We start from the raw sequence: 19,058 nt of genomic DNA, 5'->3' as shown, positions 1-19,058 counted from the left end.
GTCGTCGATCAGCAAGCCGCCTAACTCCCTTTGGCCTCATTCACCTTGACAACTTCCGAGACGCGAAATTCCGTGGATCCACAGTAACAACCACCCCCGAAGCTATCGTCATCACGCACGGGCGGATGCGAAGGCTCGGCGGATCAACACCAGGTGTCACGATCGCGTTCGATCAGATCATTCAAGTTAGCGACGAGAAGCCTAAAGGCGGCAAACCCGGAACATACGAGATCATCACCCGCGGGTACGCTCCCACCGGCGCTGGCCGGCCACATGAGATCTGGTACACCAGCAGGCAGCAGAAGGAGATCCAGCGCCTGTCCAAGCTAATCACCGCTAGAGGGGCAGCAGGCAATGACGAAGTAGCCGCTTCAGGTTCGTCGGCTCCAGTCTCATTCACTTCAGTCCGGATTCCAGACGGGCCAGTAGCTTTCAACGGCTGGAAAGTCGACGGACGGAAACTCCGCGGAGAGGGTCAAGAGTTCGACCTCATAGGAGCAAAGGTCGAATTTGAAGCTGGCGCAAACGCCGGCAGTCGGATCACAGCTGCCCGAGTCGTGACAGGCGGTGTACTGTTCGGCCCTATCGGAGCTGTTGCTGGTGGACTGTTGCGAAAGAACCGAAATAAGGTCTATATCGTAATCTCCTTCACCGACGGATCTACCGGCCTCATCGAAGCGCCAGCGAAGAAGGAAACAGACGCCCGGAAGTTCGCGAACCACTTGAAGAGTGTCGCCAACAGTCTTTCGAGTTAGGGCACGGCTCCCGTAGGAGGCACCGTGTGACTATTGGGAGCGTAGTAGTTCAGGCGAGGTGGAAGAGTAGGAAGCGCAGTGGTCGCGGCACTGATCCGATATCCAAAGTGGCAGTCGTGCCACGACACTGTCGCAAGGAGCCGAACTCATGAGCAGCGATCCAGTAGAGGGTGCTACCGACGACGAGAGGCGAGAACACCTCAAGAATGCCGACGAAGACATCAAGAATTGCGCCGGGAAGAAGTTTTCGATCCGGGTCTCAAGCTATGGAAGGATTCTTAGATCCTGGCATGGATTCGCAATACAATTCCTAGCACTTTTAGATCATTGTGAATCTGACGATCAAGCTTCTTCAGAGCTAGCGAGAAATGTCGGAGATCTGTCGGTGCAAGACCAGCTGATCATTGCATTGGACCAGTCGATCCTTGCATACACATCTGGGTTGTGTGCTGTCGTCGAGCAAGGGCGCATTATTGAGCAGAAGTACTTGAGCGATGATCACATTGAAGAGTCGAAGAGGCGAAATGAAGAGATTAAGAACAACCATCCGTACGGGCTCTTCTTCGGGAAGCTGAGAAACCATCTACTGCATTCTCTTTCAGCCCCCCTGGACCTTCGTCGCCTTCCTGGACTCGGGCACTGGATCTGTGGGCTTGGCAACGGAGCCACTTCTAAACAATGCCCGACTAGATAGTTCAGCCAAGAAACTATTGCGCGAGGCTGGCGATAAGGTCGTCATTAGTGGCCACATTCGACCTCACCTTGAGGCGATGGTTGACCACTACAAGTGGCTAGTAAACACTGCCGTTGCTGAGCAGGTCGACATTATCCAAGAACACGACCAGCTAGTTGAAAGACGCAACCTCATTTTGGCTGGTGGTAGAGATGATGGGCGTGACATGGACGTGAAAATCGCTGACCTTGAACGCCAGCTCGCGGAACACCGGGCCCAGGAAGACAATGGCGAAGCAGGGCAGCAGGCACAGCACGAACCGTAACCGGGCACTGGTCGAGGTTGGGATAACATGCGGTGTCGCGCTAACGCACGAACGTCTTCCACCGTCCTTGTCGTCGTTCGAACGCGAACCGCTCCGCCCGCAACAGCCTGACCCGCTCCACAACGTCTGGCGCGTAACTGTAAGCCGCGTCCGTATCCACCAGCCCCTCGAGCACAACAGCGTACTTCTCGGGCGGCAGATCAATGCGCCGGCACAACGCTTCACGGGCTTCGGCAGATGACGCTGTCTTCTCGAGGTCAAGGATCATCCGATCATGCGCGGACAGCTCGTTCACAGTGCCAGGAACCATAGAGGCCAGCGTGGCAGAAGAGGCTGAACTTCATACTTTCATGGGATGTGCGGCAAGGGCGAAGTCGGGTAGCTTCTCAGGTGCCGCTGAATGGCGGTAAGTTAACTTGGGCAAAGAACGGAAGGTTAGTCTCATGAAACTGATGAAGACACTGGTCGCTAGCGCCGCAGCGGCCACAATGCTCGTCAGCCTCGCTGTGACTCCAGCTGCAGCGACAACCCCCAACCAAATCTCCGATGAAGATCTGAATACCGTACAAGGCTCCTCACCTTACGTCGAAGCAGAGACTGAAGAGGAGGCGATGAAGAAGCTCGACAAGATTGAGCAGGAGAACCCTGGGGGCGTGTCAGCACAGGCTGGGAGTGCCAGATTCGGTCCGTGCAAGCTCTATCCTGAGAGTTTCCACACGCGAGATTCGGGCAACCACGATTACGGAGGAGTCAAACCAGTCACTGTGTGCACGAAGAAGGTGACTGGGATCAAGATGGCCTCCCAACTGCGCTACAAAAACGCTTTGATGTGGGTGAAAACCGGTATTCAGGTACCGCAAACCGCGCAGGCCAAAGATCTCAAAGTTGGTAAGTATAAATACAAGGACAAGAAAGACTGGGCGGTCAAGTTCCAGCAGAAGAACATGAACTACCTATGCAAAGGTAAGAAGAAGCACAATTGGTCAGCCAGTACGATTGGCCGGCTCCGCTATCACGGACACACATACTGGGCTCGCGTCTACGCAAGCCCACGCAGCGCAAACTGCGGACCGCACTGATTCTCCTAGAGAAAGACTAGAGACATGAGCAACCAAACTGTGTATCTGTTATTCGCTGAACAGACCTCCCCCTTCGACGATGAAGAATTGATCGACCCGTTGGTTGGTATTTTTGCTAGCAGAGCCGAGTGTCTTCGCGTCCAGAAGGAGCAGCCAGAATACAAAATCAGCTGGGAGGAACGTGAGGTCGAGGATGCGGACGACCACACGATCGAATCCGGTGACACCGTTTACGCATACCACTACATGGCGACGTACAGACCGACTCCCGATGGTGGAGAAGCGATCGAGCTCTTGAGCGATGCCGCAGTTGAGGACATCTTCTTCCAAGAAGAGAACGCCCGGAAGAAGCTTGAGGTCGGTGACCTCCAGGTGATCAAGGTCGGTGAACTTCGGCTGAAAGGTGATTTTCAGATTATCGAAGGCTAACGCGCCAGAGTAGTTTCAACCTTGAAGAGTGGCCCACGCAAACGCGCTAGGGCCACTCTCTTTTTGTCTCCCGCGTGTCGTCTCTGGCATCTTTCCCGTGTCCGGTCGCATGCTCCGTGCATGATAGTTCGCAACCTCACCGCCGACGCCCTCGGGAAGACAGTCACCCTCCCGACGTTGGCACACCTCGGTCGCTGCGCACGCGGCACACTCCACAACATCACCCTCGAAGCCGCCACCGACACCTCCACCCTCACCATCGGAGACCACCGGCACTCGGCCCCCAATGACGCGACCATCCACGTCACCACCGAAGTCAGTGGGCTCTGATGGTCAAGCGCAAAGACATCGATCGCAGCGGGTGGGACCCGGCCAAGTGCCAAGGATTCAGCAAGTCCACCCAACGGCAGTGCAACTCCTACCCCGTGCACGGACTCACCGTCTGCCGGGTGCATGGGGGATCCAGCAAGCGCGCCAAGACCGCCGCCACCCGCAACCTCGAGCAAGAGAAGCTCACCCGTGTTGCCCGACGCCTCGGCACACCCCACACCGACCTAGACCCCGCACAGGCACTCCTGGACCTCGTCGCGTCCAAAGCCGGCGAGGTCGAATGGCTCAGGCATCAGGTGGAGCTCCTCGAAACGGACGGTGAACTCTGGTGGGGGAAGACGAAGGAGTCCGAGGAAGACAACCCTATGGGCGGAAAGTCTGAGACCGTCCAGGAAGCCCGCCAGCACGTTGTCTACACGCTGTTGCACAAAGCCCAGGACCAGCTCGCCCGGTACGCCAGCGAAACGTTGAAGGCGGGTGTGGATGAGCGACAAGTCCGCATCGCTGAGCGCACTGGTGAACAGTTCGAAGCAGTCATCACCGCCCTGTTGCCCGCGATCGGTGCCACCCCGGAGCAGATGAAACTCGCGGCAGCCGAGATCCCGAAGATCCTCCGCAACGTCGGGGGAGGCGCCAAGTGACGATCCAGCAGGTGCAAGCCCAACGTGAACGCATCCGCCGTGCTGCCGGTCTCCTCGCGGTCGAACACCATGCGGCAGGCTCCACGCCCGCAGGCATGACGATCAAAGCCCACGCCCTGTCAAGCTCCGGGACGGTTCTATAGATTGTCAAGCGATTCCGAGGTCCACTTTGAGATCATTAAATACCTCTCTAGCAATGAATCGCTTCAAGCCCCGCATGGCGTCCTTCTTCGACAGTCCCTCGCTTTGCCGACGCTCCATGTAAGCGATCGTCCTCTCGTCGTATCGCAGCCGGCAGACTGTCACCATGTGCAGTGCTCGATTCGCTTGCCGGTCACCACCACGATGAAGCCGCATTCGATGCGACTTTCCTGACGAAACTGGTATCGGAACTGTGCCACACAGTCGGGCGAACGCTGCCTCCGACGTCAACCGGTCGATATTCTCTCCGGCAGTGATCACGAACTGAGCAGCGTGCCTGGTGCTGATCCCGACTCGTGACAGCAGAGTCGGTGCCACAATCGTGACCAGCTTGTCCAGATGACCATCGAGCGTGGCGATCTCTGTGTCGAGGTCGCGTACTCGGTGGGCTAGTCCATGCAGACACAGTTTGGCGGCCTGTTCGGGGTCGTCAAGACGATCGCCATCTGCTCGAAGCTTGGCGCACTGTCTGGCCAGCCCTTTGCCCGATCGCGCATCCAAGCGCTCACGAAGAGAAGCGGGAGCAGTGATGGCAACGTCTTGGAGCTGAACAAGAGCCACAGTACGCGCTTTAACCGCCGATGCCCGGACCACGGTTAGCTCTCTGATGGACTCGATGATCTCGGTCGACACCTTTGGCACCGCGGTTGCTTCACCGGCCAGTGTCTTGCGCACATCGACCTCATGATCGACCAGGAATCTTGACAGGCCTGCAGCGTACGAGCCCGTTGATTCCAGTCCGATCTTGTCGACGGCCCCGAACCCAACTACCCAGTCCAGCAGTTTGTTGTATCCGCTGGTGGTGGCGTTGAACTGCCGATCAGCGATCTTTTCGCCTGTCCGGGTCAGTATCGTCACATGGTGAGTGTCCTTGTGCGCATCGACTCCCGCGATGATGGTTTCGTGAGTCGAAACAGGTAAGGCCTTCATGATGTGGTCCTCTCCTTCACGAGTAACGTGTTGGATGACTCGAGCCGGGCCGGGAGGACACAACAGTGATGAGACATGTTGAACAGGGTCCTATGAAGTCACATCCCCGCTCAGCCTGGTCTTCCAGACTTTGCTCGAGGCTCCTGGCGGTATCGACGAGTCCTGGGCAGGACAACTCCGAAAGCCGAAGCGTCAGTTTCATAGGAAGTCAGATCCCGCCAGAAGCCTCACTACCATTCTCGCTGTTTCGTAGAGGCTGTTTTCCTTGGTTTCCTAAGCGGCTACCGACTCGATGTCATCCTGGTTGATCCACGCAGCATGCACCTCGAACGGCGGCCGGTACCCGATCGCCGAATGCAAGCGTTCCTGGTTGTACCAAAAAACCCATTTCGACGTCTCTGCCATCACCTCAATCAACCCCGACCACTCTTTCCGATCAATTAACTCAGCCTTATAAACCGAGTTCAGCGCCTCAGCCATGGCATTGTCGTAGGAATCCCCACGGGCCCCCACAGACGCCACGACCTCTGACTCCGCCAGGGTCTCGCCATAGCGAATCGACCGGAATTGCACGCCGCGATCCGAGTGGTGGACAAGCCCGGATACGTCCTCGCCGGCACGGAATTTCGCAGCCAGAGCCATCGTCAACGCATCCCTGGCTAGAAACTCGCGCATATGGTTCGTCACCTGCCAGCCCACGATCTCACGATGGAAGACATCGAGGATGAACGTCGTGTACACCCACCCAGCAGTCGTCGGCACGTACGTGATGTCAGCGACCCAAAGACAGTTCGGTCCCGCTGCTGAGAACTCGCGTTCGACGAGGTCGTTCGGGCACTCCTCGGCCCTGGCCGAGGCCGTCTTCGGACGCTTCCGCTTCCGACGGATCCCGTCGATGCCCAGCCACCTCATCAACCGCTCGACCGTGCACCGGGCGATGTTGCCGAACCGATCTGCGTAGTCACGGTTGATCGCCTTCCACATCTTGCGTACCCCGTAGCACGAATAGTTCGCCTCATAGACGTCCTTGATGACGACTATGAGTTCCCGGTCCCGAAGAGTCCGGGCAGAGGGCTGCCGCTTTCTGAAGGCGTAATACGAGCTCACAGCAATCCGCGCAGCAGTCCCTGACAGGGCGCGCACGATTGGCTCGACTCCAAACTCGTGTTTGTTCTCGTCGATGAAGTCAACGATCACTTTGATGGGCGGTCGAGCTCCGCCGCGAAGAAAGCCGAGGCCTTCTTCAGGATCTCGTTGGCCCGTCTTGACTCGGCTAACTCGGCTCGCAGACGGCGGTTCTCAGCTTCAAGGTCGACTGACTCCGTCGGCGTAGCTTTACCGGAGTCCTTGTGTTTGCGCACCCAGACTCGCAGGGTTTCTTTGCTCAGCCCGAGTTCGTTCGCGACGCGGGTGATGGCCCCGTTCGCAGTATCGGGGTCAGCTTGGGCATGCATGACGAGCTCGACGGCACGAGCCTTGAGTTCGTCGGTGTATTTCACTGGCACGAGAGAATCTCCTTCTTCCAATCTCCCTGCCTCTATTATCCCCGGAGCGATTCACTTTTCGCATACCCGGGACCCGTGAGATTCCTCTTTTAGCTGATCAGGGATCCACAGGTATGGACTTCCGTCGGCGAAGTGACAATACTCGGTCCCAGGTGCCTTCTGCGTGAAGGACCACGAACTGTGACATCACGATTCGACGAAGAGGAGACGTGTTATGAACACCCCAGAGAGCATTGCCTACACCGCGAAGGCCGAAATCACCGGAGGCCGTGACGGTCATGGAACCACGGATGACAAGGCACTCGACGTTGACCTGCGCAGCCCCAAGGAAATGGGCGGACCCGGTGGCGGAACCAACCCGGAGCAGCTCTTCGCTGTCGGCTACGGGGCCTGCTTCCAGGGCGCAATGGGCCTGGCCGGCAAGGAACTCGGGGTCGACACCTCGAAGTCCGTCGTCAACGCCGAAGTCGGAATCGGCAAAGAGGGCGAGAGCTTCGGAATCAGCGTCAAGCTCACCGTGACCATCCCCGGCGCCGACCAGGACACCGCACAGAAGGTCGTCGATCGCACCCACGAGCTGTGCCCCTACTCGAAGGCCACGCGCGGAAACATCCCGGTCGAGCTCGTCGTCCACGGCTCCTGACCAACATCCACCGACCATGCCGGCACCCGAGAAGCTACTCGGGTGCCGGCATGAGTTGTGGGAGTACACATGAGCATTGACCTCGCTCTCACCGTCGTCGGCAGCATCAACGCTGATATCATGGCCACCACCCAGCGCCTGCCCGCAGCCGGTGAGAATCAGATCGCGGTCTGTGAAGGGGCGAATGCGCATGTGAGCCTCGCCGGGCGAGAATTCCACGCCCATGAGTCCGTGCTCACGCAGCTCGAAATCTCCCTTGACCTCATCACAGAACTGTCACATTCCGTGCGCGGGCGATTCGTCATCAACGCCGCACCGGCATTGCCCTTACCCGCCGAGGTGGTCGAACGCGCCGATCTCATCATCGTCAACGAAACCGAATACGACCTGCTCCCGCAGCTGCCTGAGGCGAAGCTGGTTGCAGTCACGTACGGCTCGCAGGGCTCGGCCCTGTACGAACACGGTCGGCAGGTGGCCTTCGCGAAGGCACTGCCCCGCAGCCCGGTCAACACCGTCGGTGCCGAAGCAGTGATGGACCCGTCTGCCCAACCCGAATTCCACCAGCTCGACCACTACCTGCGATCGGTGGCTTCCACTGACACCGAGGCGACTTCCACGGAGGCTATGACATGACAGATCCAGCAGACCATTCGCGCACACTGTTCACCGGTCTGAGTGCCTTCCCGCTGACCCCGATCCGGGACGAGGAGATCGACGAGGCTGCATATGAAGGACTGATCGGCCGCCTCGTCGCAGCCGGAGTCGATTCGATCACCGCCCTGGGCTCGACCGGGTCATACGTCTACCTCACCCCGGACGAACGTGCCCGGGTCGCCCGACTGACCGTTGACCGTGCCGCCGGGATTCCCGTGTTCGTCGGGGTCGGTGCACTGCGCACACGGGAGGTGCTGGCCAACGTAGGCGCCGCTGAGGCCGCTGGCGCCCAAGGCCTCCTGCTCGCTCCCGTCAGCTATCAGCCGTTGACCGAGGACGACGTATTCGAACTCTTCCGGACGGTCACTTCGGCAAGCGATCTTCCTGTCGTCGTCTACGATAACCCCGGCACGACGCACTTCACCTTCACCACCGACCTCTACGCGCGCCTGGCCGCGCTTGAGGGCGTGGCCTCGATCAAGATCCCCGGACTGGCGATGTCACCACCGGACTTCACCGCTCATGTCGAGGCGATCCGTGCCGCCACCGACAACCAGGTGAGTATCGGGGTCTCCGGCGACGCCTTCGGTGCAGCTGGACTCAATGCCGGCTGCGATGCCTGGTACACGGCAGTCGGTGGGACCCTGCCGAGCCCAATGCTCGCCATCACCCGAGCCGCACTCAACGGTGAGGCGGAGAGAGCATCGGAACTCTCCGCGCAGCTCCAGCCGTTGTGGGACCTCCTCGCCGAATTCGGCGGCAGCCTGCGAGTCACCGCCGCCATCGCAGAACATCTCGGACTAGTCGGCGCCTCGTCCCTGCCCCTGCCGATCCTTGGCCTGACCGATACTCAGAAGGAAAAGGTCGCCGAGGTGGTCGAGACCCTCAATCTCAGCTGATCGACCGAAGGTGCTGATGGGCCACAGGATCAGTCGATCTTGCCGATGGGTTCGCGTTTCTCCGCTTGGAACTGGTCCTCGGCACGACCGCGGGCCCAATAGGCAGAGATCGACAGAGACTCTCGTGGCACCTCGTGTTCCTTGAGGACCTTCCGAATCGTTTTGATCGTCTCCCGCTCGCCATGGGCGAAGACCTGCGGTGTTCCCTCGGGCCAGTTGAGACCGCGAACAGCGGCAATGAGCTCATCGTCATTGTCGACCCAGACCACGGTGATGCCAGCCGGTGTCACCGGAAGCACACGGTCTGCTTCCTCGGCTACGGCGGCGATGACGGTTCCCTTCGCCTCGGTGTCGATGGCTTCGAGGGCCGTGCTCACGGCAGGGATCGCGGTGTGGTCGGCGATGAGCAGGTGCCATGGGGCATCCGGATTCGGCTGGTATTTGCCTCCGGCGCCGACCATGACCAGCGTGTCGCCCGGCTGAACCTGTTTGGCCCAGGGCCCGGCGACGCCCTCATCACCGTGGATGACGAAGTCTAGGGACAGCCATTTCTCGTCCTCGTTGAACTCCCGCACGGTGTAGGTGCGGTTGCGGGGAAGCATCTCCGGGGAGTTCTCGCGCAGTTCCGTCAGATCGTAGGGCGGGGTCAGCCCGTGTGCGGGGTCGGCGAACATGAGTTTGACGTATTTGTCTGTCGCCTCGTTCGGCGAGATCGCGTCGAAGCCGTCGCCACCGACCGTGATCCGAATGAGGTTCGGGGTGATGTCTTTGACCTTTTGCACGGTCAGAACGGCCTGTGGGCGAGGCGGGCGCGGGGCACGAGTCTCTGAGACCGGTGGGTTCGTCATGAAGCTCCTTCTCATTGGATAAGTTAGCCTCACCTTAGCAAAGGGGTTTGTCAGACGGCTCTCTGGGACCAATCCTCACGCAGCCGACGCAGACCCTTGAGCGCCTTGGGGGAGTCGATGTATTCGACGTCGGGTAGGGACGAGCTCGGACTCTTGCACAGGAGCATGTCCTCGGGGTCCATCAGCGCGATGCGCTTTCCGTCCTCCTCGAGCCGACCCATCGCCTCGGTGAGCATGCGCCTGGCCACCGCATTGATCTCGTTGACCCGGCGCAGGTCGAGGACGAAGGCCTCTACATTGGATTCGGGTGCGTCCATGGTCCGGATGACGTTTTCGGCACCGCTCCACTGGATCAGACCCTGCAAGCTGCAGATGCGGACCATGACGCCCTGAGAATCCACGAAGCGGCGGTCACGACGAATGATCGAGCGGGCAGGTTCGGGCGCGTCCATGATGTGCAGACTCAACTCGCGTGAGAGAGTCCGGAAGATATTGGCTCCGCGAACACTCGTCCCGTGCTTGTCCAAGCGCGGAGAGAAGGTGGCGATGCCGACCTGCCCGGGCAGGACCCCGAAGACTCCGCCGGAGACGCCGGACTTGGCGGGTATGCCGACCTCTGTCATCCAGTCACCGGCAGCGTCGTACATGCCACACGTCATCATGACGCCCAGGACATGTCGGTTCACACGGGGTGAGAGCACCTGCTTGTCGGTGATGGGATTGACCCCGCCCGCGGCCAGAGTGGCGGCCATGATTCCCAGATCTTTGGTGGTGACGACGACCGAGCACTGGGCGATATAACCTTGGACCACCTCGTCGGGCTGGTCGGTGTAGACACCATAGGACCGGAGCATATTGGCGATCGCGACATTGCGGTAGGCCTCACCCCATTCGCCTTCGGCCACCGAATCATCGATGTGCAGCTCGCGACCGGCGAACTCGGACAGGCCGGCCCGAACAATCTCGATCCGCTCGGCCAGTGAGGTGCCCGGCTCACCCAGGAGCGAATGGATGACCATGGCTCCGGCATTGATCATCGGGTTCAGCGGCTTACCGGACATCTTGTCCAAAGAGATCTCGTTGAAGGCTTCGCCGCTGGGCTCGACACCGACCATCTCGAGGACCGCTGCCAGCCCTTCCTGCTCGATGGCCATGCCGTAGATGAACGGCTTCGACATCGACTGGATGGAGAACTCGTATTCCGAATCACCCGAGGCATATTCGACCCCGTCGAGGGTGGAGATGCAGATGCCCAGTTTCTCCGGATCGGCCGAGGCCAGATCGGGTATGTAGTCCGCGTTCTCACCGGACCGGTCTGATCTGTGACGATCGAGAGTCTCGTCCAAGAAATCAGGGATAGGGGATCGCATTGCACCTCCTGCAGTGTGATGAAATTCGGCTGAGTGTGTTGGGGCCCGCTGTTGCCCGACTGCTATTCTCACATACCCCTGTGCAGGTGGGGAGACTATCCTGAGTGTGCTGTCCCGTCGAGGCGCAGCACGGTCTCGAGCAGTACCTCGATTCCCGGGAGAATGTCATCGAGTTCGGTGAATTCTTCGGGACAGTGGCTGCGGCCATCGTGCGAGGGCACGAAGATCATGCCCACCTGAGTCATGGCGGCGATGATCCCCGCGTCGTGACCGGCGCCGGAGAACATTGTGGCGCGTGTGTGACCAAGCTCATCGGCCACCTCGGCGATGGTGGAGGTGATCGGTTCGTGCAGCGGCACGGGCGCATCGTCCGTGGTCCACTCCATCTCCACATGCACACCGCGTGCATCAGCATTCTGACTGGCGGCATCGGTGAGCCTGCGCTGCGCCTCATGCAGCCATGAACCGTCGGGGCCGCGGAATTCGCCTTCGACGCTGGCATTGGCCGAGACGACATTCACAGCCTCGGGAGTGAACTGGATCTGACCACTGGTGCCGCGGGTGTTCGTCCCGGACTCGGCGATCGATTCAACGGCGAGCACGGTGCCGGCGGCCGCACACCCGGCGTCGGCGCGGACATCCATCGGGGTCGTACCGGCATGATCCTGCCGTCCGGTGAAGAGCGCTTTGAAGTGATTGATCCCGGTGATCGTCTCAACCACGCCGATCTGTCTGCCCATCCGCTCCAGCTCCGGCCCCTGCTCGATGTGGAGTTCGAGGAACGCGGTGACCTTCGAGAAGTCGTAGCGTGCATCGAGGAAGGCTTCGGGGTCGATCCCGGATTCAGGCAGAGCTTCGGCGAGGCTGCGGCCACTGGTGTCCGTGGCGGCCAGAGTAGTGCGGTCGACGAGTCCGGTCATCGCCCGGGAGCCTACGCAGAAGAAACCGAAGTCGTTGGGCTCCTCGTTGAAGAAGACCACGACCACAAGATCATGGTCGAGTCGAACGTTGTTCTCCCGCAGCAGCCGCACGACCTCGATGGCGCCGAGGACTCCGGTGATCCCATCGAAGCGGCCACCGCCGTCAACGGTGTCGGTATGGGACCCGAGCATGATCTCTCGCCCGCCGAGGCGACCGGGCAGCACCCCGATGACATTGCCGGCCCCGTCGATCCGTGTCGTTAGGCCCGCCTGCTTCATCAGTGTCCGAGCGTAGTCGCGACCGGCGACGTCGAACTCGCTCAGCGCTCGCCTCGTCCACCCCGGACGGTCCGAGTCGACGAGAGTGGAAAGCTGGGTGAGTTCGGACTCGAAGCGTTGTCCTACCGGGGTGATGGTGCTCATCATTGAGCCTTTCTGGTGGTGCCGTCAGAGGTGGTCCACACCCAGAGTAGCGTTCTCTGCCTTGCGGTACCGGCGGTTCCTGCCGCCCAAGACCACCAATGCCAGCAGCGCCGCGATGACCGAGGCGCTGAGAATCGCGACCTTCGCATAGTCGTGGTCCGGGGAACCCGGGGCGAAGCTGAGTTCGGCGACCAGGAGGGACACCGTGAACCCGATTCCTGCGAGCAGACCGACCCCTGCCAGATCGGGCCACTTCAGGCTCTGGTCCAGTCCGGCCGAGGTGAATCGGGTGACCAGCCACGTCGAAGTCAGAATCCCCAACGGTTTGCCCACAATTAGGGCTGCCATGATCGCAAAGGTCAGCGGCTGTGTGAACGCCGTAGCCAGCCCCTCGAGGCCGCCCACGGCGACACCCGCGGCGAAGAAGGCGAACACGGGGACCGCGAACCCCGCGGACAGGGGGCGCAGGCGGTGTTCTATCATCTCAGCGAGGTTGGGCCGCTCTTCGTCGCTCTGAGCGTTGAGGCGGGAGCTCTTCGCCTTGCGAGCCTGACGTGCCTTTCTTCGGCTGGCCAGGGCGGGGATGGTGAACCCGAGCAGCACGCCTGCGATTGTGGAGTGGACACCGGAGGAATGCATGAGCGCCCAGGCGATGAGTCCCAACGGCAGCAGGATGACCCAGGCTGCCCAGGCGCGGTCGACGAAGAATGTTCTGAACCGGGAGGCGATGAGTCCGTAGGCGATGATGACCGCAACGGCCGCCAGGAGGGGGACGAAGGTAATGGTCTCGGTGTAGAAGACGGCGATGATGCCGATCGCCAGCAGATCATCGACGGCGGCGAGGGTGAGAAGGAAGACGCGCAGCGACTTGGGCAGATGGGAGCCGATGATTGCGAGGATCGCGACGGCGAACGCGATGTCCGTCGCAGTGGGAATCGCCCACCCGCGCAACAGCTCCGGGTGGGAGACCATGAGCACCGTGTAGATGAGGGCAGGGACGATGACCCCGCCGGCAGCAGCAGTGATCGGGACGATGGCCGTGCGGAAGCTGCGCAGATCCCCGTGGGTGAACTCGGTCTTCAGCTCCACTCCGACCAGGAAGAAGAAGATCGCCAGCAGACCGTCGGCGGCCCACGTTCCCAGACTCAGCTGCAGGTGCCACGGGGCGAAGCCGACCTCGATGTCTCTGAGCGCGAAGTATGAGTCAGAGAGCGGAGAGTTCGCCCAGATGAGAGCCGTGAGAGCGGCGATGACGAGGAGTCCGCCGCCCACGGTGTCCTTGCGCAGGGACGTGAACAGGCGAAAGCCGGTGGCGGGTGCGGTGGCGGGGGATGGTGAAGTCACGATGGGTCCATTTCATTGCCGGAAGGTGTGCTTCTCCGGCCCGACACTTGTGCGGGTGCTCTGATGAAACAGTCAGTGATCGAACGCCGAGGCGGTCGTGCTCATGACGGCGTGTTCAGAGGGCAGTCTGTTCAGTCAGCAGTTTGCGCAGATAGCGGGCCGGGGTTGGTCACCGGCCAGAAGTGGAGCTGTGCCCGACATCATCAGTCCCCACGAGGTGATGTAACCATTTGTGCCTGAGTGCCCAAGGACCCACACCTGCGGTGTGAATACGGAGTCGGGCTGTGTGGGAATCATCGGGGCCAGTTTACCGGACGCCCCCGCACGTTCACGAGTCCAGCCTGCGGGCTCAGGACCCCAGACCGCCGGAGAGCCGGGCGTGGAGGCGCTCTGTGTACTCATTCATGCCGATGAGTTCTACGCTCTTGCCCAGCTGCTCGTATTTCGTCACGATCGCATCGAGGGCTGCCACGGTCGAGGCATCCCAGACATGGGAGCCGCTCATATCGATGACGATGCGATCGGGATCGTGCGAATAGTGAAACTGTGTTGTCAGATCATTCGACGAGGCGAAGAACAGCTCGCCGGTGACCCTGTAGTGTGCGCTCGCCCCAGCTGCGGCTCCAGCCTCGGTGACCTCTCGGTCGACGGTGACGAAGTGTGCGACGCGTCGGACGAAGAGAACACTGGCGATGAAGACTCCGATGACCACGCCGATCGCAAGGTTTCCGGTGAGAACCACGACGACCACTGTTGCGATCATGACGAAGGTTTCACTCTTGGGCAGCAGCTTCAGAGTCGAGGGGCGGATCGAATGCCACTCGAAGGTGTCGATGGACACGATCATCATGATCGCCACGAGTGCGGCCATGGGGATGATGCTGACGATATCGCCGAGTACGACGACGAGGATGAGAAGGAACGCTCCGGCCATGAACGTCGATATGCGAGTCCGCGCTCCGGAGGCCTTCACATTGATCATCGTCTGACCGATCATGGCGCATCCGCCCATGCCGCCGAAGAGGCCGGAGATCATGTTCGCCACCCCCTGCCCCCAGCTCTCACGGGTCTTGTTCGAATGGGTATCGGTGATCTCATCGACAAGTTTGGCCGTCATCAGCGACTCCATCAGACCGACGAGCGCCATCGCCAGCGCATACGGCGCGATCGTGGTGAAGGTGTCCCACGTCAGAGGAACATCTGGGATGAAGAGTTGGGGCAGGCTGCGGGGCAGTTCACCCTGATCACGCACCGTGGGCACATCGACGGCGAAGAGCACTGTGATGGCGGTGATGAGGACGATGGAGACTAGAGGCGCGGGGACGATCTTCGTGAGTTTCGGCATCAGCACCATGACGAGGATTCCGAGCCCCACCAGTGGGTAGACAAGCCACGGCACTCCGATGACATGGGGCAGCTGGGCGGAGAAGACGAGGATCGACAGTGCATTGACGAAGCCGACCATGACGCTGCGGGGAATGAAGCGCATGAGCTTGGCAACCCCTGAGCCCGCCAGCAAGATCTGGAAGACTCCGGCCAGCATGACGGTTGCGATGAAGAAGTCCATGCCGTAGGTGCGGGCGACGGGGGCGATGACCAGGGCGACGGCCCCCGTCGCGGCCGAAATCATCGCCGGCCGGCCGCCGAGGAAAGCGATCGATACAGCCATGATGAAGGCGGAGAACAGCCCGACCTTCGGATCGACCCCGGCGATGATGGAGAACGCAATCGCCTCCGGGATGAGCGCCAAGCCCACGACGAGTCCGGCGAGAACCTCACGAGTGAGCAGCCGCGGTGAACGCAGTGCAGCGAGCACGGAGGGTTCAGGGCGGTACCGGGCGGGATCGTCGCCTAAGTCAATGATGGGTGATGTCGTCACCAGACGAACATTACCGGCTCGTCTCCGGCGCCGTGTAAGTCAGTTCAGCGAGACGCCGGTGCCGTGGAGGCTGACGACCAGGCCGCTATCGGTGGCCTTGATATCGGTGAGTTCGAGGCCGGCAGGCAGGGAGTCGAGGTCGATGACGATGTCTGAGATCGACGAAGTCAGAAACGAGGGGATCGAATCGATGTCGACCTCAGCTGATCCGAGCCTGATCGTGGTGGCATCGACGACGACCTGTCGGGACTGTGCCTTGGGTTCGATGCCGACGAGCAGATCCTGACCGAGCAGTGAGCCCTTGAGGAAGAGCTTGTCGTCGATCGTGATGAACTTCATGCCGCTGGGCAGCGTGGCGTGTTCGGCGGCCAGCGAGTCGATCGTCTCCAGCGGAATCACCCCGCTTGCCTCCACCGTGCCGATCGGTCGTGAGGTGTCGACGGGAACGTCGAAGAGTTTCGCATCGACGTCGGTGAAGTCGACGTTCTCATAGTGGGCCCGATCGGCAGTGACATGCACTGTATTGAGCTTTCCCCCGGCCATCTGCGTCAGCACCGGGAAGCCATCGACGTTCACATCTGCATCGCCGTAGGGCTTAAGGCCCTCGGTGATCTTCGACTCGGTGGTGAAGTCGACCACCCGGTCGGCGGCGATGAAGCCGATGAGCAGCGTGGCCACGATGATGACCGCGGTGACGATGAGTTTCGTCCGCCGCTTTCGTCGCCGAGGTGGTTCGTGCGGGTACTCCAGAGTTCGAGCCGTCGTCATGGGCACCATTGTCGCGTACCGTGACTGTCCCTGTCGCAGTGGGACCGATTCACTCCTCGACGATGACCACGTCGAGGGTGCGCGGACCGTGGACGCCCTCGACGCGTTTGAGTTCGATGTCGCTCGTCGCCGAGGGCCCGGAGATGAACGTCAGTGCCGCCTCCGGAGTCAGACGTGCGATCCCCTCGGGCACGATATCGACGATGTCGGCGACGCGGACGACACACACGTGATGATCGGGTACGAGCGTGATCGCCCTTCTGCCGCACTCCGGTGATCCGTCGAGGACGATGGTTCCGGTCTGCGCGATCGCCACCGCCGAGGCGGTCACCACTGCCGCCTGCGTGTCGAGTTCGGGGACGCTGAGCTCCTGACCCGGAGTGTCGACCGAGATCTCACCGGAGAATTCCTGCAGCCAGGCCTCGTCGAGTCCGCGGGGCACGACGATTTTCGAACCCGTCTCAAGGAGTCCTGCGATGGTCGCAGCAGGGTCGCCGGTGACGCGGTGGACGTTGGCTTTGTAGTCCTCAAGTCGGTCGACGAGGAGTTCGATGAGGTCCTCGCCGGAATGTGTGCCGGTGCGCAGATAGTCCGCGCTCTGATTGACCATGCCCCCGCCGGCTGCGGGAGTCGTCGAACCGGCGTCATCGGAGGTGTCCTCGGCGCCGTGGCCCGCACCGGTCCTGGACCCCGCAGCTTCAGCGGGTGAACCGGTGGGGACGGTCCCGGAGGCGGAGGAGACGTACTCGCCCCCGCCTCGGCGACCGAGGGCCTGATTGATGCGGCCGAGGATTTCTTCTCGTGCGGTGTCCGTCATGTCTCGTCGTCCTCTTCCTCTGCACGGGCCTCGTCCTGGGTGCGGGCTTCGTCCTCGGACCACAACGCCCTGAAGCTCTTCTCCGGCAGCCCGGGGATGTCACGGCTCGAGGTCCATGCGCCGGCGATGCCCGGCAGCGAGTTGATCGGATTGCCTCCGGTGGCCTTGTGGGCGAGGGGCAGACCGGATTCGGCCGCGGCCATCCTCTTGCCCTCGCTCATCATCCACGACGCTCCGGTCAGCGCTGTGTCGAGCTGGGAGGAGACAGGGGAGTGGTTGGCTTCGACGTCCTCGTTGCGCAGGTGGACGAGGATCTCGGGAATGTTGATCTTGACCGGGCACACGTCGTAGCAGGCTCCGCACAGGCTCGAGGCATAAGGCAGCGACCCGTTCTCCTCGGTCTTCACGCCGGTCATCAGCGGTGAGAGGATAGCGCCGATCGGACCAGGGTAGGTCGATCCGTAGGCGTGGCCGCCGGTGCGTTCGTAGACGGGGCAGACGTTCATGCACGCCGAGCAGCGGATGCAGTTGAGCGCCGTGCGTCCGTGCTCATCGGCCAGGGCGCGGGTGCGTCCGTTGTCGAGGATGACGAGGTGCACGTTCTGCGGACCGTCACCGGGAGTCTTGCCCGTCCAGAAGGAGGTGTACGGGTTCATCCGCTCCCCGGTCGAGGACCGGGGCAGCAGCTGCAGGAAGACCTCGAGATCGTCGAAGCTGGGCAGCAGCTTCTCGATGCCCATCACCGTGATCAGGGTCTCCGGCAGGGTCAGGCACATGCGGCCATTGCCCTCTGATTCGACGACGCCGAGCGTCCCGGTGTCGGCGATGCCGAAGTTCGCTCCGGAGATCGCGACCTTCGTCGTCAGGAACTTGGAGCGCAGATATCGTCGGGCTGCCTCGGCGAGGACCGCCGGTTCGTTCGTCAGCTCATCGGCGTCGGGCATCTTGTCCATGAAGATGTCGCGGATCTCATCGCGGTTGCGGTGGATGGCGGGGACGAGGATGTGGCTGGGCTTGTCGTCGCCGAGTTGGACGATGAGTTCGGCGAGGTCGGTTTCGAGCGCATCGATGTCCTGAGTCTCGAGGTGCTCGTTGAGCCCGATCTCCTCGGTCGCCATCGATTTGACCTTGATCACCTCACGACGCCCCGAGTCGAGGACAGGAGCGTTGGCCTCGACGAGTTCGGTGACGATGGCGTTGGCCTCATCGGCATCGCGTGCCCAGTGGATGATTCCGCCGGCAGCGGTGAACTTCTCTTCGAACTGCGCCAGATACTCGGGCAGGTTCTCCATCACATGATTCTTGGCTCGTGATCCCGCCTCGCGCAGGGCCTCCCAGTCATCAAGTTCGGCCACGACCTCGGCGCGTTTATCGCGGATCGAGGCGGTGGCATGTCCGATGTTGTCGCGCAGCTGTTGGTTCGACAGATGTCGGTGCGAGACCTTCGCGAAGGACTCGTCTTCGATGATGTTGCCCTGCCCACCGGGGATCTCATGGTCGTCGTGGTGTGTGGACCGCAGCAGCGGCATTCCCAGAAAGGTCATCGCAGGCTCCCTCCACTCACGGTTGCTCCTTCACTTTGGACACGCAATGGGTCCTCCTTGGTCGAAGCGAGGATCCGAGCC

23 protein-coding genes and 1 other annotated feature are annotated in these 19,058 nt (G+C 61.1%); of the genes, 11 read left to right on the top strand and 12 right to left on the bottom strand.

The genetic code is table 11. The annotated features are described in order from the left end of the window. The 3 genes from INT40_RS17335 to INT40_RS17325 form a co-directional block, all read left to right on the top strand. Nucleotides 1-755: hypothetical protein (locus tag INT40_RS17335; protein WP_226831593.1), on the top strand; the 755-nt coding region annotated here is incomplete at its 5' end. Between the two features lie 148 nt (nt 756-903). Beyond that, nucleotides 904-1,449 (top strand): hypothetical protein, encoded by a 546-nt coding sequence (locus tag INT40_RS17330; protein ID WP_193071502.1) that lies wholly within the window; start codon nt 904-906, stop codon nt 1,447-1,449. 76 nt (nt 1,450-1,525) lie between these two features. Further along, complete coding sequence (locus INT40_RS17325) at nt 1,526-1,753, top strand: hypothetical protein (protein ID WP_180959057.1); 228 nt, start codon at nt 1,526-1,528, stop codon at nt 1,751-1,753. A 40-nt stretch (nt 1,754-1,793) separates the two neighbouring features. On the opposite strand, the gene INT40_RS17320 is transcribed toward INT40_RS17325, so the two are convergent. Then, the gene (locus INT40_RS17320; RefSeq protein ID WP_319020896.1) at nt 1,794-2,048 is read right to left on the bottom strand and encodes a DUF3263 domain-containing protein; all 255 of its coding nucleotides are present in this window, start codon (nt 2,046-2,048) and stop codon (nt 1,794-1,796) included. A gap of 148 nt (nt 2,049-2,196) precedes the next feature. Between INT40_RS17320 and INT40_RS17315 the strand changes: the two genes are divergently transcribed. From INT40_RS17315 to INT40_RS17295, 5 genes are all read left to right on the top strand, one after another. Beyond that, nucleotides 2,197-2,832 (top strand): hypothetical protein, encoded by a 636-nt coding sequence (locus INT40_RS17315; RefSeq protein ID WP_101574203.1) that lies wholly within the window; start codon nt 2,197-2,199, stop codon nt 2,830-2,832. Nucleotides 2,833-2,856: 24 nt separating this feature from the next. Continuing rightward, the gene (locus tag INT40_RS17310; RefSeq protein WP_101574204.1) at nt 2,857-3,261 is read left to right on the top strand and encodes a hypothetical protein; all 405 of its coding nucleotides are present in this window, start codon (nt 2,857-2,859) and stop codon (nt 3,259-3,261) included. Nucleotides 3,262-3,381: 120 nt separating this feature from the next. Next, the gene (locus INT40_RS17305; RefSeq protein ID WP_101574205.1) at nt 3,382-3,591 is read left to right on the top strand and encodes a hypothetical protein; all 210 of its coding nucleotides are present in this window, start codon (nt 3,382-3,384) and stop codon (nt 3,589-3,591) included. Next, a complete protein-coding gene (locus tag INT40_RS17300) occupies nt 3,591-4,232 on the top strand; it encodes a hypothetical protein (protein WP_193071801.1) in 642 nt (213 codons plus the stop codon). Before INT40_RS17305 ends, INT40_RS17300 begins: the two co-directional genes overlap by 1 nt. Continuing rightward, nucleotides 4,229-4,375, top strand: coding sequence for a hypothetical protein (locus tag INT40_RS17295; protein WP_180959058.1), 147 nt, complete (start codon nt 4,229-4,231; stop codon nt 4,373-4,375). Before INT40_RS17300 ends, INT40_RS17295 begins: the two co-directional genes overlap by 4 nt. Before the next feature lie 4 nt (nt 4,376-4,379). Here INT40_RS17295 and INT40_RS17290 read toward each other — a convergent pair whose 3' ends face one another. The 3 genes from INT40_RS17290 to INT40_RS17280 form a co-directional block, all read right to left on the bottom strand. Further along, entirely contained in the window at nt 4,380-5,363 is a 984-nt protein-coding gene (locus INT40_RS17290; protein WP_193071800.1) for an IS110 family transposase, read from the bottom strand. Between the two features lie 273 nt (nt 5,364-5,636). Beyond that, a complete protein-coding gene (locus INT40_RS17285; RefSeq protein ID WP_193071799.1) occupies nt 5,637-6,560 on the bottom strand; it encodes an IS3 family transposase in 924 nt (307 codons plus the stop codon). Next, nucleotides 6,480-6,596, bottom strand: a sequence feature (AL1L pseudoknot). It overlaps the preceding gene by 81 nt. Further along, nucleotides 6,557-6,868, bottom strand: coding sequence for a transposase (locus INT40_RS17280; protein ID WP_193071798.1), 312 nt, complete (start codon nt 6,866-6,868; stop codon nt 6,557-6,559). Its footprint overlaps the feature before it by 40 nt. Before INT40_RS17280 ends, INT40_RS17285 begins: the two co-directional genes overlap by 4 nt. Nucleotides 6,869-7,082: 214 nt before the next feature. Here INT40_RS17280 and INT40_RS17275 point away from each other — a divergent pair, with 214 nt between their 5' ends. From INT40_RS17275 to INT40_RS17265, 3 genes are all read left to right on the top strand, one after another. Then, on the top strand, nt 7,083-7,511 hold the full coding sequence (locus INT40_RS17275) for an organic hydroperoxide resistance protein (protein ID WP_193071797.1): 429 nt from the start codon (nt 7,083-7,085) through the stop codon (nt 7,509-7,511). Between the two features lie 69 nt (nt 7,512-7,580). Continuing rightward, nucleotides 7,581-8,144, top strand: coding sequence for a hypothetical protein (locus INT40_RS17270; RefSeq protein ID WP_193071796.1), 564 nt, complete (start codon nt 7,581-7,583; stop codon nt 8,142-8,144). Then, nucleotides 8,141-9,064, top strand: a complete 924-nt coding sequence (locus tag INT40_RS17265) for a dihydrodipicolinate synthase family protein (RefSeq protein ID WP_193071795.1) — start codon at nt 8,141-8,143, stop codon at nt 9,062-9,064. Before INT40_RS17270 ends, INT40_RS17265 begins: the two co-directional genes overlap by 4 nt. A 29-nt stretch (nt 9,065-9,093) precedes the next feature. On the opposite strand, the gene INT40_RS17260 is transcribed toward INT40_RS17265, so the two are convergent. The 8 genes from INT40_RS17260 to INT40_RS17225 form a co-directional block, all read right to left on the bottom strand. Further along, a complete protein-coding gene (locus tag INT40_RS17260) occupies nt 9,094-9,912 on the bottom strand; it encodes a siderophore-interacting protein (RefSeq protein ID WP_193096574.1) in 819 nt (272 codons plus the stop codon). Nucleotides 9,913-9,962: 50 nt separating this feature from the next. Beyond that, entirely contained in the window at nt 9,963-11,282 is a 1,320-nt protein-coding gene (locus tag INT40_RS17255) for a glutaminase (protein ID WP_193096573.1), read from the bottom strand. A gap of 95 nt (nt 11,283-11,377) precedes the next feature. Beyond that, nucleotides 11,378-12,628: a M20 family metallo-hydrolase gene (locus INT40_RS17250; RefSeq protein ID WP_193096572.1), complete on the bottom strand. Its 1,251-nt coding sequence runs from the start codon at nt 12,626-12,628 to the stop codon at nt 11,378-11,380. Between the two features lie 21 nt (nt 12,629-12,649). Further along, complete coding sequence (nhaA, locus tag INT40_RS17245) at nt 12,650-13,969, bottom strand: Na+/H+ antiporter NhaA (RefSeq protein ID WP_193096571.1); 1,320 nt, start codon at nt 13,967-13,969, stop codon at nt 12,650-12,652. Nucleotides 13,970-14,318: 349 nt separating this feature from the next. Continuing rightward, nucleotides 14,319-15,848: a SulP family inorganic anion transporter gene (locus INT40_RS17240; RefSeq protein ID WP_257930240.1), complete on the bottom strand. Its 1,530-nt coding sequence runs from the start codon at nt 15,846-15,848 to the stop codon at nt 14,319-14,321. Nucleotides 15,849-15,887: 39 nt separating this feature from the next. After that, a complete protein-coding gene (locus INT40_RS17235) occupies nt 15,888-16,616 on the bottom strand; it encodes a DUF2993 domain-containing protein (RefSeq protein ID WP_193096570.1) in 729 nt (242 codons plus the stop codon). Nucleotides 16,617-16,665: 49 nt separating this feature from the next. Continuing rightward, a complete protein-coding gene (locus tag INT40_RS17230; protein WP_226831590.1) occupies nt 16,666-17,433 on the bottom strand; it encodes a LutC/YkgG family protein in 768 nt (255 codons plus the stop codon). Beyond that, nucleotides 17,430-18,977 carry a lactate utilization protein B gene (locus INT40_RS17225; protein ID WP_413463558.1) on the bottom strand — a complete coding sequence of 516 codons (1,548 nt, stop codon included), beginning with the start codon at nt 18,975-18,977 and terminating at the stop codon, nt 17,430-17,432. Before INT40_RS17225 ends, INT40_RS17230 begins: the two co-directional genes overlap by 4 nt. Nucleotides 18,978-19,058 lie beyond the last annotated feature (81 nt).

This window comes from Brevibacterium sp. FME17, from assembly GCF_014897515.1.
GTDB lineage: Bacteria > Actinomycetota > Actinomycetes > Actinomycetales > Brevibacteriaceae > Brevibacterium.
Note: the sequence above shows the minus strand (reverse complement) of the source record. Positions and strands in the feature narration are given on the sequence as shown.

Excerpts from the sequence above, each read along its gene's own strand:
- INT40_RS17330 (WP_193071502.1), top strand. The coding sequence starts at position 904 with ATGAGCAGCGATCCAGTAGAGGGTGCTACCGACGACGAGAGGCGAGAA.
- INT40_RS17325 (WP_180959057.1), top strand. The coding sequence starts at position 1,526 with ATGGTTGACCACTACAAGTGGCTAGTAAACACTGCCGTTGCTGAGCAG.
- INT40_RS17315 (WP_101574203.1), top strand. The coding sequence starts at position 2,197 with ATGAAACTGATGAAGACACTGGTCGCTAGCGCCGCAGCGGCCACAATG.
- INT40_RS17310 (WP_101574204.1), top strand. The coding sequence starts at position 2,857 with ATGAGCAACCAAACTGTGTATCTGTTATTCGCTGAACAGACCTCCCCC.
- INT40_RS17305 (WP_101574205.1), top strand. The coding sequence starts at position 3,382 with ATGATAGTTCGCAACCTCACCGCCGACGCCCTCGGGAAGACAGTCACC.
- INT40_RS17300 (WP_193071801.1), top strand. The coding sequence starts at position 3,591 with ATGGTCAAGCGCAAAGACATCGATCGCAGCGGGTGGGACCCGGCCAAG.
- INT40_RS17290 (WP_193071800.1), bottom strand. The coding sequence starts at position 5,363 with ATGAAGGCCTTACCTGTTTCGACTCACGAAACCATCATCGCGGGAGTC.
- INT40_RS17275 (WP_193071797.1), top strand. The coding sequence starts at position 7,083 with ATGAACACCCCAGAGAGCATTGCCTACACCGCGAAGGCCGAAATCACC.
- INT40_RS17270 (WP_193071796.1), top strand. The coding sequence starts at position 7,581 with ATGAGCATTGACCTCGCTCTCACCGTCGTCGGCAGCATCAACGCTGAT.
- INT40_RS17265 (WP_193071795.1), top strand. The coding sequence starts at position 8,141 with ATGACAGATCCAGCAGACCATTCGCGCACACTGTTCACCGGTCTGAGT.
- INT40_RS17260 (WP_193096574.1), bottom strand. The coding sequence starts at position 9,912 with ATGACGAACCCACCGGTCTCAGAGACTCGTGCCCCGCGCCCGCCTCGC.
- INT40_RS17255 (WP_193096573.1), bottom strand. The coding sequence starts at position 11,282 with ATGCGATCCCCTATCCCTGATTTCTTGGACGAGACTCTCGATCGTCAC.
- INT40_RS17250 (WP_193096572.1), bottom strand. The coding sequence starts at position 12,628 with ATGATGAGCACCATCACCCCGGTAGGACAACGCTTCGAGTCCGAACTC.
- INT40_RS17235 (WP_193096570.1), bottom strand. The coding sequence starts at position 16,616 with ATGACGACGGCTCGAACTCTGGAGTACCCGCACGAACCACCTCGGCGA.
- INT40_RS17230 (WP_226831590.1), bottom strand. The coding sequence starts at position 17,433 with ATGACGGACACCGCACGAGAAGAAATCCTCGGCCGCATCAATCAGGCC.
- INT40_RS17225 (WP_413463558.1), bottom strand. The coding sequence starts at position 18,977 with ATGACCTTTCTGGGAATGCCGCTGCTGCGGTCCACACACCACGACGAC.